The organism is Polyangium sp. 6x1, assembly GCF_029946515.1.
Taxonomy (GTDB): Bacteria; Myxococcota_A; Polyangia; order Polyangiales; family Polyangiaceae; genus Polyangium.
Map to the genome: position 1 here is coordinate 13,478 of NZ_JARZHH010000053.1, position 13,452 is coordinate 26,929.

Here is a 13,452-nt window from a genome sequence, read left to right on the forward strand (position 1 = left end):
CCAGGAGCTGTCCGCTCCTGGACCTGGACCAGCGCCGGCGCTGGACTGAGGTTCGATGAACTGCGCTTCGCGCAGTTCATCGAACAGCCGGGGTCAAGACCTGCGACGACCCTGCCAAGCAAGACGGCAGCGCTGACGGTTCAACCGGCGACGCGGTACCACCGGCCTGTGGGAAGAACTGCGCGCAGCGCAGTTCTTCCCCCTGAGGTCCAGGGCTGGCCCTGGTCCGGGTCGAGGGGCGGATAGCCCCCGCGGGGACCGGGGCAGCGCCCCGGCGCGGCGCCCCCCGATGAGACTCAGGCGATCGCGCGCATGGCCTCGTCGATCATCACCTGATGCTCGCGCGGATCGGCCCAGCGGGCGCGCCCCTCGGCGGGCAGCCGATCGACGGGATCGAAGTAGAGGTACTTCTGGCCGGGCTTGACGCTCGGGCTCTCGAAGATGCTGATGCCTGTGGTGCGATCGTAGAACTCGTACGAGTGCACGTCGCGCTTGCCGCCGCCGCCGGGGGCGTCGACGACGACGGTTGGCGTGTTGAAGCCTGCGGTCGAGCCGCGCACGTGCTTCTCGATGAGCTCGCCCGTGGCCACGGTGGTGCGCAGGTCCTCGGCGCCCTTCACGAGGTCGTGCACGTACACGTAATAGGGCTGCACGTTGAGGTGACCGAGGCGCTTGACGAGGAGCTTCATCGTCTCCGGATCGTCGTTCACGCCGCGGATGAGCACGCTCTGGTTGCGCACGCGGATCCCGCGCCCGAAGAGCTTCTGCATGGCGTCGCGCGTGATGCCTGTGATCTCGTTCGGGTTGTTGAAGTGCGTGTGGACTGCGACTTCCTTGTGCAGCTTGCGACCGAGGTCGGAGATGTACGTGACGGCGTCGATCCACTCGTCGTCCGTCAGGATCTTCTGCGGCATCACGGCTGGGCCCTTCGTGGCGAGGCGGATGCGCCGGATGTTCGCCATGCCGAGCAGCGTCTCGCCAATCGAGCGAATCTGCTCGGGCCGCAGGTTGTACGCGTCGCCGCCCGAGACCACGATGTCCTCGAGCTCGGGCCGCGAGGAGATGTACGTGTACGCGGCGCGCCAGCGATCCTCGTCGACCTTGAAGTGCGTCTTCTCGACCTCCTCGGTGTCGATGCCGACGGCATAGCTGCGCGTGCAGAAGCGGCAGTAGACCGGGCAGGTATCGAGCGGGAGGAAGAGGGCCTTGTCGGAGTAGCGGTGCGTGAGCCCCGGGACGGGCGCGTCTGCGCGCTCGTGCAGCGAGTCGAGCCCGAGCTTCGGGTGATCCGGCAAGAAGCGCGATTTCAGCGGGATGAACTGGGTGCGCAGCGGATCGCGATACGGGTCGTTCCAGTCGATGAGCGAAAGGAGGTACGGCGAGACGCGCACGCTCATCGGCGCGCGGGCAAAGCCCTCGGTCGCGTCCTTGATGAAGTCCTCGGAGACGAGGCCGCGCAGGGCTTCGAGGAGCTTGTCGGGCCGGGTGATCGATTTCTTCGACTGCCAGCGGTGATCGAGGAATTGCTCCTCGCTGACGTCGGCATAGGCGGGGATCCTCCGCCAGTCCGGCGCGTCCTTGAAGTTCTTGTACTCGAGCCTCGCCGGCTCGACCGGGGGCTTGAGCGGTACGATTTCGTAGGTGCGTTTGCTGAGCTCGACGAGGCTTTGGGCAGTCATGGTTCGCCCCCAATCGGGTTTTCGTTGGCGGCGGCCCTCGGGCTCGCCCGGCTGACGAGCGCCATATAGAACAATCGGGCGTCCGTGCAACCCGCAGGAAGGGGCGATCCTAGCACAGAGGCGGCCCCGGGGTCTCCCGGACTCACGAAGCCTTCGGCTTGCTGCGCTGCGTTGAGCCCGCTCGCGTCGAACACGCGGGGGGTGTGGGGGGCAGAGGAAGGCCCGCTTAGCGGGCCGACCGGAGCCCCTCACCGTTTTGGGCCTTGAAGCTGCGGTAATGCCCGACGACGCAGCTCACGTACCCTTGCGTCTCCTCGTACGGCGGGATGCCCTGGTACTTCATCACGGCGTTTTCCCCGGCGTTGTAGCCCGCGACCGTGAGCTCGAGATCGCCGTTGAACATGTTCGCGAGGACGCGCAGATATCGCGTGCCGCCGAGGATGTTTTCGCGAGGATCGAAGGCGTCGCGCACCTGCATTCGCAGCGCCGTCGCCGGCATGAGCTGCATCAGGCCCTGTGCGCCCGTGGGCGAGACCGCGCGTGGATCGAAGTCGCTCTCGCACTTGATGATCGCGCGAATCAGCTCCTCCGGGAGCCGATAAAGACGCGCGCCTTCACGAATCCACGAGTCGTACCGTCCAAAACGTTCCGGCGATCGATCGCTCGGCATCGATACCGTGAAAAGCTGGGCGGCCTTCTTTCGCGATTTGGTGCCGTCCCCGCTCGTGACCCGATCCATCTTCCCGCCCGATGTTCCGCTGCGGACGGGTTGACTCGTGACGTGTACGTTCCCTTGCGCGTCCGTGTAGGTATAAATATCGGCTCGCGCGTGGCCAGGAACGACGAGCAGCGCCGCCCCGAGGCCGAGGAGGCCGAGGACAGAGCGGGCGGAGGGGAGCGAAGAGGCGGCCAAGCGAGGCCATGATAGCACACGGTCGGGCGGCGGCATCAGGGGCCGAACCGGCGAGATGGGCCGGTATTCCCGCGAACCGGCCGGGCCGGGGGCTCAGGGCCCCCAGAGCGACGTGGGCAGCGCGTTTCGATGCGAGAGCGCGAGCAAGTCCATGAGCAGCGCGACGGTCACGTGCACGAGGAAGCCCGAGTAGATGCTCTTCGTGCGCATCGCGAGCGAGCCGAGCGCGATGCCCGCGACCACGGCGCCGGCTGCTTCGAGGTAAGGCTTGCCATAATGAATCATGCAATATGGCACGCACATCGCGAAGATCGCGCCGGAGCCGAGCGTCGTGCGCAGGCCCGAGAGCCAGAAGCCCCGGAAGAAGACCTCGAGCGCGAAGAACTGCGCGAAATACATCATCTCCCACATCGCGAGGTCGAACCACGAGCGGGAGCATTGCTTGTAGAACGGGTAATACGTGCCGAAATCGGGGGCCCGCGAGACGATGACGACCGCCGGGACCACGACCGCGAGGCAAAGCCCGTAGATCCACGCGTGCTTCAAGAAGCCGCGGACCCGCAGGCCCATGTCGAGCAGGCTGTCTTTCCGGAAGCAGATCTTCCAGACGATCATCGGGAACGCCACGTACCCGAAGACGCGCGTGAAAGCCCACCAGCCGTAGCCGTAGAGCTCGTTCCACTTGCGGAGATCGACCCCGAAGCCGCCCTGCTTCTCGAGCTCGCGCAGGAATGGCTTCAGGTGATTTTCATAGAAATCACGGCCGCCATAGTATTCCTGCAGCGTGAGCACGAGCGCGGTCGTCACGAAGAGCACCGCGGGGCGGTAATCGTACGAGCCTGAGGCGAGCGTCTTGCGCTGGTGTTCGTGCGCCGCGACGTCGAGCTCGCGCCACGTGCCGCGGAAGAAGAACCAGAGGACGGGCGCGAGCGCGAGGTACGCGGCGATCGGAAAGAGGGCCTTGGTCGACGTCTCGAAGAGCGTCGGCGCGGCGCGCGCGCCCGTCGGGCCGGCCGCCGCGAGGAGCGTCGAGGCGAGAGCGAACATCGCGGCTCAGCCGGCCCCGGACGAGGCGGCGATCAAGCCGAGCGCATGATCGAGGCGCGCGAGGACGCGCGGCTTGCCGACGAGCGCGACGACGTCGAAGAGCCCAGGCGTCGCCGTCCGGCCGCTGATCGCGACACGAACGGGCTGCGCCACGTCCTTGATCTCGAGCTTCTTCTCGGTGAGGAGCTCGCCGAACCGAGCCTCCAGGTTCTTCGCGGAGAAATCGTCGATCGACGCGAAGAGATCCCGCACGGCCTGGAGATGCGGCGCCTTGTCCGCGACGAGGAATTTCTTCACGGCCTTCTCGTCATAGACGGGCAGATCGCGGAAGAAGTAGTCGAGCGCGTCGGCCGCATCGACGTACGTCTGCGCGCGCTCGCGGATGAGCGGGAGGAGCGCGCGGACCGCCTCGCGATCGATACCCGAAAGGCCGCGTTTTTCGAGGAACGGGAGCGTGCCGTCGAGGTACGCGTCGTCGGGCGTGAGCGCGGGGGACTTGAGGTGCTCGAACGCGATCGCCGCGAGCTTCTTCCCGTCGAACTTGCCGTCGGCCTTGCTGCAGTTCTCCCAGCTGAACTTCTGGATGAGGTCCTGCATCGCGAAGATCTCCTCGTCGCCGAAGGACCAGCCGAAGCGGACGAGGTAGTTCATGAGGCCCACCGGGGAGATGCCGCGCTCGCGGTACTCGCCGACGGAGACCGCGCCGAACCGCTTCGAAAGCTTCTCCCCGCTGGGCGCGAGCATCATCGGCAGGTGCGCGAACTGCGGGACGGGGGCGCCGAGCGCCTGGTAGAGCAGGATCTGCGGCGGCGTGTTGATCATGTGGTCCCGGCCGCGCGCGACGAGCGTGATGCCCATGGTGAGGTCGTCGACGACCGCGCCGAGGTTGTAGAGCGGGACGCCGTCCTTACGCATGAGCACGGCGTCCTGCTGCGTATTGTTCGGCGTGACGACGTCGCCGAAGACGAGATCCCGGTACGTGACGGAGCCCGAGCTCGGCGCGCGGAAGCGAATGACGAACGGGCGATCGGGAGCCGGGCCCGTGCGATCACGGCAGGTGCCGGGGTAGCGAAACTGGGCCTTCGGATCGCGGGCTTTCAGGGCCTCGCGCTGGGCGTCGAGCTCTTCCTTCGTGCAATAACAGCGATAGGCCGCGCCCGCCGCGATGAGCTTCTCCACGAACTCCTGGTAGACCGGGAGCCGCTCCATCTGCCGGTAGGGGCCGTGATCGCCGCCGATTTCGGGGCCCTCGTCCCAGCCGAGGCCGAGCCAGCGGAGCTCTCGCAGGATGATCGCCTCGTTCTCCGGCGTGCTCCGCTCCTGGTCGGTGTCCTCGATGCGGAGGACGAAGGTGCCGCCGGTCTTGCGCGCCCAGAGCCAGTTGAAGAGCGCGGTCCGGACGCCGCCGATGTGGAGGTAGCCCGTCGGAGAGGGGGCGAATCGAACGCGAGGCTTGCCTTGTGCCATGGCGCCCGCGCTGTAGCATTTTTCGTAGCGATTGTCGGCCTCGGCGTGCGCGCGCCCCCGCGCTCGGCCGACGCGTGTATACCCTCGGGCTGCGAGCTCGCACGTGAAACGATTCCTGAAGCAAGCTGCGCTCATCGCCGGGAAGGACCTCGCCATCGAGCTGTCCACGGGCGAGATCGTGACCACGAGCGGGTTCTTCGCCGTGCTCGTCGCCGTCATCGCGTCCCTCGCGTTCTTCGCAGGACAAGAAGCAACGGAAGGCGTGGCGCCCGGGGTGATCTGGGTCTCCGTCGCGTTCGCGTCGGTGCTGGCCGTCGGGCGGACGTGGCAACGCGAGCGCGAAGAGAACGCGCTCGCGGGGCTATTGGTTCTGCCCGTGTCGCGCGGCGCGATCTTCGCGGGGAAAGCCGTGAGCGTCGCGATCTTCGTGGGGCTCGTGGAGGCGATCGTGGTCCCCGTGAGCGCGCTGCTCTTCTCCGTCGATCTGATCAAGATGGGGCCCGGGCTCCTCTTGATCGGGCTGTTCGCGACGCCAGGGATCGCCGCGGTGGGGACGCTGTTCGGCGCGATGACGGTGCGCACGCGGGCGAGGGATCTCGTGCTCGCGAGCGTGTTCTTTCCGCTGCTCGCGCCGACGTTGCTCGCGGCCGTGGCCGGCACGCGCGAGCTCTTCGGCGGCGCGGAGACGAGCGAGCTCTTCGATTATCTCGCGCTGATGGGCGTGTTCGGGACCGTGTTCACCGCCGGCGGCGTCGGGCTGTTCGATACGCTCATCGACGGTTGATGGGGGTTTGGGGGCGTAGCTCCGCTTGCCGGAGCGGAGCCCTCAAGCGTTGATCGCAGCCGCGCAGCGCTCGGCGGCGGCCGTGATCACGTCGGGATCGAAGTCCATGCCGGTGCACTCGCCGACGGCCCAGATGCCCTCGCCCGCCGCGCCATCCGCGTCACACGCGACCGCGTAGCCGTGCGTCGGATCAAAACGAACCTCGGCCCCGGCCTGCGCTGCGAGCTCGAACGCAGGGGCGCCGGGGAGCGCGAGGGCGAGGATCTCGGCGTCGATGTGGCGCTCCTCATCGGAGCCCTCACGCAAAAGAACGCGCTTCACGTGCGCCGTTCCCTCGACCCCCGCGAGGGCCGACACCTCGACGCGCACCACGCGATCGCCGAGCCGACGCGTGAGCTCGTCTGCCCAGAAGCCTTCGCCCGCGACGACGACGGGCCCGTCAGGCTCGATGCCGTACGCATGCAGGAGGCAGATCGCGCGCGCCGAGAAGACGCCGGGAAGATCGTTGTTCGCGAAGGCCGATACGCCGTCGTGCGCGCCCGTCGCGAAGACCTTCGCCGGCGCGCGCACCACGACAGCGCCTTCTTCCGCGGCGACGAGCAGATCCCCGAGGTAGACACCGGCCGCCGTGGCGCGAGAGAAGACGAGGTCGCCGCTCGCGCGGATCGCGTCGAGGAGCGGCGCTCGATCGGGGAGCGCGAGGAGCGAGCCGCCGAGGGAGAGGCCATCATCGACGACGACGACACGCGCGCCCGCGGCGCCGAGCTTCTGCGCGACGACGAGGCCCGCGAGGCCCGCGCCCACGACCACGACGTCGGCCTCGAGCAAGCGCGCGGGCCTCGGCGCCTCGACCTCCGCGGGCAAACGACCGAGCCCCGCGATCTTGCGCGCGAAGCTCTGCATGATGGAGCCGAGCGCAGGGACGCCGGCCATGAAGTGGTGGTGATCGATGCCCTTCGGGAAGAACCAGTCGGTCACCCGCAAGAGGTCGGCCTGGCGTGAGCCCATGACGTTCTGGGCCTCGACCTCTTCGTCGCCTCGGGTCGCGTGGAGGCAGGTCATCACGTTCGGCGTGCCGTCGACGCGCATGAGGCAGCCGTCGCAGCCTCCGCGGAAGCAGCTCGCGCTGCGCGGGCGGTGGAGCTTGGGGCTCCGCGCCAGGATGATCTTGTCCTCGGCGAGGAGCGAGGCCGCGAGCGGCTCGCCCCGCTCGGCCCGCACCGGCGAGCCGTCGAGGTGGATCGTGACCGGATCTCGGAAGGCCCGCGTACGCCGAAACATGGGCCAGGGCCCTATAGCACGGCGAACTCCGGGCTGGCCCCCGCAAACAAAGGTCCCCGAGGACGCGCGCCTGATCTACCCTCTCGAATCGATGCGCCTAGGCATCCTCGGACCGGCCAACAGAGATCTGCCCGCGCTTGCACGTGCGGCGCAGCTCCTCTTCGACGAGGTCCAGGTCGACAAGATCATCTACCTGTCGGACGACGGCGCGCTCGATCTCGTGGCGAAGGCCTGGGCGTACCAGATCGTCGACGCGAACCCGAGCGAGGACCTCCTCTTCGCACGCGCGGCAGTGCGGTGCGCGCGCGCGACGCCCGAGCAGATCGACGCGTACGTGGCCGCCGAGCGGGCGCGGTCGCGGCTGCGCGCGATGACGAGCATCCCGAGCCGGCAGCTCCGGTCGGTCGAGCTCGTCGACGGGCGCGTAGCGGTCTTCGTTTATGACAAGGGCATCCTCGATCAGGACGACATCGCGGCCGCGAGCTTGCTCGTGTTCGGGCGGAGCCAGGAGCCGACGATGAAGCGCATCGGTTCGAGGATGTTCGTCTCGCCGGGGCCGATCGGGGCGCCGGGCGGAGGCATGGGCGTGCTCGAAGAGGTGGAGTCGGGCGGGGTGCGCGTGGAGATCCGGAACGCGAGCGGAGCGGTCACCGCGGAGGACATGCTGGGCGGAGGGCCGAGCCTGCCGGGCATCAAGATGCGGGTGCAGGATGGCAAGAGCAACGGATGAGCCGGAGGCACCCGCGCCCGCGCAGGGGCATCGGGTCGCCGTGTTCGGAGGCAGCTTCAACCCGCCGCACGTCGCGCACGTGCTCGCTGCGGTCTACGTGCTGTCGACGGAGCCCATGGACGAGGTGCTCGTGGTGCCCGTCTACAGGCACCCGTTCGCCAAGGAGCTCGCGCCGTTCGAGGATCGCCTCGCGATGTGCAAGCTCGCGTTCGAGTGGATCCCGCGCGTCCGTGTCTCCACCGTGGAGCGCGAGCTCGGCGGCGAGAGCCTCACGTTGCGGACGCTCGAGCACCTCGCCTCGAAGCACCCGGGCTGGTCGATGCGCCTCTTGCTCGGCGGCGACGTGATCGCGGATCTGTCGAAGTGGCACCGCTTCGATCGGATCGCGGAGATCGCGCCGCCGCTTTTCGTGGGCCGCGCGGGCGTGACGACCGAGGGCGCGCCGGAGCCGATGCTGCCGAAGATCTCGAGCACCGAGGTGCGCGACGCGATCGGCCGTGGCGAGAGCGAGCGCGTGGAGAAGCTCGTGCCGCGCGAGGTGCTCGCGTACGCGGCCGAGCGGGGCCTCTATCGGAGGAGCTGATGGCCGCGCAGACGAGTGTGTTCATCCTGGGCGCAGGCAAGGTCGGCGCGGGCCTCGCGCGGGCGCTGCGCCGCGCGGGGTACGTGGTGACGCTGCGTCCGCAACGAAGCGGACTGCCGGCGCGGCGCATCGACGCGCCGTTCGTGATCCTCGCGGTGCGGGATCGTGATCTCCAGCCGCTCGCGGAGCGGATCCGGGACGCGGGATTGTTGGGGCACAAAAGGGCGGTGGTCGTGCACTGCGCGGGCGCGCTCGGCCCGGAGCCGCTCGTGCCGCTGCGGAGCGAGAACGTCGCGGTCGCGCAGATGCACCCGATGATCTCGTTCGCGTCGCCGGAGGTCACGCCGTCGCTCCTCCGCGGGCAGCTCCACGTGGACGGAGACGCGCGCGCCGTGCGGGCCGCGTCGGCGATCGGGCGGAAGCTCGGGATGACGCCGCGGACGATCTCCGGGCTCGATCGCGTGCTTTACCACGCGGCGGCCGGGCTCGTGGCGAACGGGGCCGCAGCGCTCGCCGCGGGCGGCGTGGATCTGCTCGGGCGCGCAGGCGTGCCGGCGGACACGGCGGCGGCGATGCTGGGCCCGCTCCTCCGGAGCGTCGCGGACAACGTGGAAACGATGGGTTTGCCGGCGGCGCTCACCGGCCCCGTGCGGCGCGGGGACGCGGCGGGCGTGGGCCGGCACCTCGAGATGCTCTCGCGCGCGGCGCCGCACCTCGTCCCGCTCTACGTGGCGGCGTCGAGGCTGCAGGTGCCGCTCGCGCGCGCCCTGGGCGATGCGCCGGCGGAAAGCTTCGACGCCATCGTCACGGTGCTCGAAAAGGCGCCGGGCGGCGCCTGAAAAACGTTGCGGTGGACGAGCCGCGGACCGTACGCTGACGAAGCCGTGGCGGACGCCGGACCTCGCACTTCTCCGCTCGATCGGTCTTCACCCCAGGAACCCTCGGGTGTTCGCACCGAAGGTGTCTTCGGCGGGGAGACGGGCACGCTGCCGTCCGGCGCGGTGATCGCCGCGCCTTCCGTGCGCGCCTCGCTCCGTGGGCTTGCGGCGGTCGACGATCTGCTCTGCGCGAAGGGCGCGAGCGGGCTCGTGGTGCTGCACGGGCCGCGCGCGACGCTGGAGGCCGTGGGCGCGCACGCGGCGCGGCGCGCGCAGGTGATCGGGCGCGCGTGCCTGCGCGTCGCCGAGGTCGCGTGGGACGAACCCTGGCGCGAGATCGCGGCGCAGATGGGGATCGTCGACGTGGTGGAGCCGCGCCTCGTGGCCGCGCGGATCGCCTCGGCGGCGAACGGCGCGATGATCGTCGTGTCCGAAGGCACGCCGACGCACTGGGGACAGGCCGTCGTGGAGGAGTTGGCGCGCCTCGTGGTCACGCCTCCCCGCGCGGGATCGGCGCCGCTCGTGCTCGTCCTGCGCGAGGTGGCCTCGGCGCCGGCGGGCGCGCGCCTCGTGCAGATCGATCCGATCGCGTCGCCGGAGGATCTGCGGCGCTTCTGGGAGGCGATCGCGCAGGCGGCCGAGCTTCGCCTCGGCGCGGAGGAGGGCCGGCTCGAAGCGCTGGAGCGCTGGTGGTCGGCGGCGCGACGGGCGCCGCTCGACGGGCGCGCAGAGCCGCTCGTGCTCGAACCGGCGCAGAGGCGGCTCTGCGCGCGGCTCGCGCTGGCGCAGCGGAGCTTGCCCGCCGCGGAGGCAGGGAGGCTCGGCGCGAGCACGGACGTGGAGGCGCTCGTCGCGCGGGGCGCGGCGACGATCGACGCGGCCGGATCGATGAAGCTCACGGGGGCTGCGCCGATCGAGCTCGAGGCCGATCGCGAGGACGCGGTCGCGGTGGCGAGCGCGCTCGAAGCGTTGTTCCCGATGGATCCCTGGGCGATGCTCCGCGCGGCCGAGCTTCGGGCGCGCGCGGGCGACGCGGAGCGGGCGGAGCTGCTCGCGACGCGCGCGCTCTCCGGCGTGGCAGAGCCGTCGGCGCGTGTGGATTTCTGGCGGCGCTGGGAAGCGGCGCTCGCGTTGTTCCCGGACGCATCGACGACGAAGGCGCTCCTGCGTTCGGCGGAGCTCGCGCTTCGCGTCGGCGACGCCGAGCGGGCGACGGGGTTCGCGCGGGCCGCGGCGGCGCGGGATGGAAACGCGCCCGAGGTGATGATCACGCTCGGCAAGGCGCTCAGCGCCGAGGGGGATCTCACGACGGCGACGATCGTGCTCGAGCGTGCCATGAGCCGCGCGGACGCCTCCGGCGCGCGCGCGCGTGCGGCCGTCGAGCTCGCCGAGGTCCGCTACACGGGCGGTGATCTCGAAGCGGCGCGGAGGTTCGCCGAGGAGGCGCTCGAAGGCACGTCGGATCTCGCGACGCGGCTCGGCGCGCGCAACGTGCTCGGCAAGCTCCTGCTCGCGGCGGCGTCCTGGAGCGAGGCGGAGGCGCATTTCGCGGCCGACGCGTGGGAAGCGGCGTGCGGCGGCGAGGGGATCGCGGAGCTCCGGGCGCGGCTCAACCGCGCGATCGCCGTGCTCTCGACGGGGCGGCTCGACGAGGCGCGGCCGATGCTCGCCTCCGTGCTCGACGACGGCACCGCGCGCGGCGAGCACCGCGCCGTCGGGTTCGCGCTGACGAACCTCGCGACGATCGCCATCCTGAAGCGCGACTACCCGGAGGCGTTCCACCTTTCGGAGCGCGCGATCGAGGTCTTCCGCCGCATCCGCGAGCGGCTCTTCCTCGCCACCGTGATTCCGAACCTCGCGGAGCTGCGGCTCGATCTCGGTCTCGTGGCCGAGGCGGAGCAGACGCTCGCGTTCGGAAGGCAGGCGTGCGGACCGGCGATCCCCGGGACACGCGCGCCGCACTTCGCGCTCGTCGCGGCGCGGATCCACCTCGCACGCGGCAGGACGCTCGAAGCGCGGGCGGAGCTCGCGTCGGCCATCGCGGGCGCGAGCGGATCGAGCAACGGCGCGAAGCTCTGCGAGTGCCACAGCCTCGCGGCGCGGATCGCGCTCGACGACGGGAACGTGACGCGCGCCGCGCAGGCGATCGAGCGCGCGCGGGCGCACGCGAGCTCGACGCTGGCGCGCGCGGAGGTCGCGCTGCTCGAAGCGACGCGGGCGCGCGCCGCCGGAGAACCGTGGGACGGCGCCGCAGAGGAGGCGCTCGATCTCGCGCGGGAAGCCGACGCGCCCGAGCTCGAACGCGAGGCGCGCGTGCTGCTCTGTCACGCGGAGATCACGCGGGGCGACGCGCGCGAGGCCGAGGCGCACCTGCAAGCGGCGCTCGCGTCGCGGGATCGCATGGCGTCGTCGTTGCCCGAGGGGATCCGCGAGCGGTTCCTCGCGCGGCCCGAGCTTCGCGGGCTCGCGGCGCTCGAAGCGCGCGCGCCGCGCTCGAGCGAGCCAGGGCTCCGGCCTTGCGAGCGGTGCGGCGAGGCTTCGTGCCCTGGCTGCTCCTCGCCGTCGCTGCCCGCGTCGCCCTTGTCTCTGCGCGTGCCGTCGTCGTCGCCGTCGCGCTCGTCCGTGACGGCGATCGAGCGGATCGTGGGCCGCGACGCGACCATGCTCGCGTTGCTCTCGGCCATCAAGAAGGTCGCGAAGGCCGACACGACGGTGCTGATCCAGGGCGAGAGCGGCTCCGGCAAGGAGCTCGTCGCCGACGCGATCCACGAGATGAGCCCGCGGCGCGCGGGGCCGCTCGTCAAGGTGAACTGCTCGGCGCTCGTCGAGACGCTCCTGCTCTCCGAGCTCTTCGGCCACGAGAAAGGCGCGTTCACCGGCGCGCAGGCGCGGCGCCGCGGCCGCTTCGAGCTCGCCGAGGGCGGCACGATCTTCCTCGACGAGATCGGCGACATCTCGCAGCGGACGCAGGTCGCGCTCCTCCGCGTGCTCGAGGACAAGAGCTTCGAGCGCGTCGGCGGGGCCCAGCCGATCCGCGCGAACGTGCGGATCCTCTGCGCCACGCACCGCGATCTCCGCGCGATGGTCGCGCGCGGCGAGTTCCGCGAGGATCTCTACTACCGGCTGCGTCAGGTCGTGCTCGAGGTCCCCGCGCTCCGCCAGCGCATCGCGGACATGCCGCTCATCACGTCGGCCTTGCTCGCGCGCATCGCGCAGGAGCGCGGCGAGCCGCAGAAGACGCTCTCGGAGCGGGCGATCGAGGCGCTGATGCGGCACGCGTGGCACGGCAACGTGCGCGAGCTCGAGAACGCTCTCCGCGCCGCGTCGCTCTTCGCGGAAGGCGACGTCATCGAGCTCGAGGATTTCACGACGAACGTCGAGTACATGCGCGGCGTGGCTGCCGAGATCACGAGGGGCGCGTCGTCGCCCTCGTCCTCGGAGCAGCAGGACGCGCGTGGGGGGAGCGGGGGCGCCTCTCAGCTCGCCGAGCGAAGATCGCAAGGGGAGGGCGATTCGACGCCGGTCGAGGTGACGTACGCGCACGTCCGCTCGGGCGTCAGCCTGAGCGACATGAAGCGGAAGATCGAGCGCGAGTGCATCGCGCGCGCGCTCGAAGAGAGCGGCGGGAACATCACCCGCGCCGCGGTGCTTCTGGGGATGAAGCGACCGAGGCTCTCACAGCTCGTGAAGCAGTACGGACTTGGCAGTGCGTCGGAGGACGGATCATGAACGTTGGGAGACAATCGCTCGGGCTCGGAGGACTCTTCGCACTCGTCGCGACGGTGCTCACGGGGTGTCTCGCTACGCCTGACGAGAGCGACGCGGTCGACGAGGCCATCGAGGAGCTCGCGGCGAGCTCTTCCGACTCGGAAGATCGAGCCGATCCGAGTTCTCCCAGCCTGCCCGACGAGCCGCCTCCGCAGACCGACGACATGCCCGATCCGCTGCCGTGGAAGGAGCTCGTCACGGTGAAGCCCGGCGGCTGTGATCCCGAGGCGCGCAGCGGCCCGGATCCGCTGCCGTGGGTCCCCGGCGCCGGCACGCAGAGCTCGCCGGGCACCGGAACGAAGCAAGACTAGACGTCGGTGCG

General features: G+C 70.3%; 11 protein-coding genes. 6 read left to right on the forward strand and 5 right to left on the reverse strand.

Annotated features, from left to right (window positions below; translation table 11 throughout):
- Positions 1-296: 296 nt before the first annotated feature.
- From QHF85_RS35775 to gltX, 4 genes are all read right to left on the reverse strand, one after another.
- Positions 297-1,679 carry a KamA family radical SAM protein gene (locus tag QHF85_RS35775; RefSeq protein ID WP_281331886.1) on the reverse strand — a complete coding sequence of 461 codons (1,383 nt, stop codon included), beginning with the start codon at positions 1,677-1,679 and terminating at the stop codon, positions 297-299.
- Positions 1,680-1,905: 226 nt separating this feature from the next.
- Positions 1,906-2,592, reverse strand: coding sequence for a transglycosylase SLT domain-containing protein (locus tag QHF85_RS35780; RefSeq protein WP_281331887.1), 687 nt, complete (start codon positions 2,590-2,592; stop codon positions 1,906-1,908).
- Between the two features lie 93 nt (positions 2,593-2,685).
- The gene (locus QHF85_RS35785; RefSeq protein ID WP_281331888.1) at positions 2,686-3,639 is read right to left on the reverse strand and encodes a CPBP family glutamic-type intramembrane protease; all 954 of its coding nucleotides are present in this window, start codon (positions 3,637-3,639) and stop codon (positions 2,686-2,688) included.
- Between the two features lie 6 nt (positions 3,640-3,645).
- A complete protein-coding gene (gene gltX / locus QHF85_RS35790; RefSeq protein WP_281331889.1) occupies positions 3,646-5,106 on the reverse strand; it encodes a glutamate--tRNA ligase in 1,461 nt (486 codons plus the stop codon).
- Between the two features lie 103 nt (positions 5,107-5,209).
- Here gltX and QHF85_RS35795 point away from each other — a divergent pair, with 103 nt between their 5' ends.
- The gene (locus QHF85_RS35795) at positions 5,210-5,890 is read left to right on the forward strand and encodes a heme exporter protein CcmB (RefSeq protein ID WP_281331890.1); all 681 of its coding nucleotides are present in this window, start codon (positions 5,210-5,212) and stop codon (positions 5,888-5,890) included.
- A gap of 42 nt (positions 5,891-5,932) precedes the next feature.
- Here the strand turns inward: QHF85_RS35795 and QHF85_RS35800 are convergent, their stop codons facing one another.
- Entirely contained in the window at positions 5,933-7,171 is a 1,239-nt protein-coding gene (locus QHF85_RS35800; RefSeq protein ID WP_281331891.1) for a 2Fe-2S iron-sulfur cluster-binding protein, read from the reverse strand.
- A 91-nt stretch (positions 7,172-7,262) separates the two neighbouring features.
- Here QHF85_RS35800 and QHF85_RS35805 point away from each other — a divergent pair, with 91 nt between their 5' ends.
- The 5 genes from QHF85_RS35805 to QHF85_RS35825 are packed head-to-tail and all read left to right on the forward strand — an operon-like array spanning position 7,263 to position 13,441.
- Entirely contained in the window at positions 7,263-7,901 is a 639-nt protein-coding gene (locus QHF85_RS35805) for a hypothetical protein (RefSeq protein WP_281331892.1), read from the forward strand.
- Positions 7,882-8,484: a nicotinate (nicotinamide) nucleotide adenylyltransferase gene (nadD, locus tag QHF85_RS35810; protein ID WP_281331893.1), complete on the forward strand. Its 603-nt coding sequence runs from the start codon at positions 7,882-7,884 to the stop codon at positions 8,482-8,484. Before QHF85_RS35805 ends, nadD begins: the two co-directional genes overlap by 20 nt.
- On the forward strand, positions 8,484-9,323 hold the full coding sequence (locus QHF85_RS35815; RefSeq protein WP_281331894.1) for a DUF2520 domain-containing protein: 840 nt from the start codon (positions 8,484-8,486) through the stop codon (positions 9,321-9,323). Before nadD ends, QHF85_RS35815 begins: the two co-directional genes overlap by 1 nt.
- Positions 9,324-9,368: 45 nt before the next feature.
- Positions 9,369-13,091 (forward strand): sigma 54-interacting transcriptional regulator, encoded by a 3,723-nt coding sequence (locus QHF85_RS35820; RefSeq protein ID WP_281331895.1) that lies wholly within the window; start codon positions 9,369-9,371, stop codon positions 13,089-13,091.
- Positions 13,088-13,441: a hypothetical protein gene (locus tag QHF85_RS35825; RefSeq protein WP_281331896.1), complete on the forward strand. Its 354-nt coding sequence runs from the start codon at positions 13,088-13,090 to the stop codon at positions 13,439-13,441. Before QHF85_RS35820 ends, QHF85_RS35825 begins: the two co-directional genes overlap by 4 nt.
- Positions 13,442-13,452 lie beyond the last annotated feature (11 nt).

Coding starts and splice junctions, on each gene's coding strand:
- QHF85_RS35775 (WP_281331886.1), bottom strand. CDS start 1,679: ATGACTGCCCAAAGCCTCGTCGAGCTCAGCAAACGCACCTACGAAATC.
- QHF85_RS35785 (WP_281331888.1), bottom strand. CDS start 3,639: ATGTTCGCTCTCGCCTCGACGCTCCTCGCGGCGGCCGGCCCGACGGGC.
- gltX (WP_281331889.1), bottom strand. CDS start 5,106: ATGGCACAAGGCAAGCCTCGCGTTCGATTCGCCCCCTCTCCGACGGGC.
- QHF85_RS35800 (WP_281331891.1), bottom strand. CDS start 7,171: ATGTTTCGGCGTACGCGGGCCTTCCGAGATCCGGTCACGATCCACCTC.
- QHF85_RS35805 (WP_281331892.1), top strand. CDS start 7,263: ATGCGCCTAGGCATCCTCGGACCGGCCAACAGAGATCTGCCCGCGCTT.
- nadD (WP_281331893.1), top strand. CDS start 7,882: ATGGCAAGAGCAACGGATGAGCCGGAGGCACCCGCGCCCGCGCAGGGG.
- QHF85_RS35815 (WP_281331894.1), top strand. CDS start 8,484: ATGGCCGCGCAGACGAGTGTGTTCATCCTGGGCGCAGGCAAGGTCGGC.
- QHF85_RS35825 (WP_281331896.1), top strand. CDS start 13,088: ATGAACGTTGGGAGACAATCGCTCGGGCTCGGAGGACTCTTCGCACTC.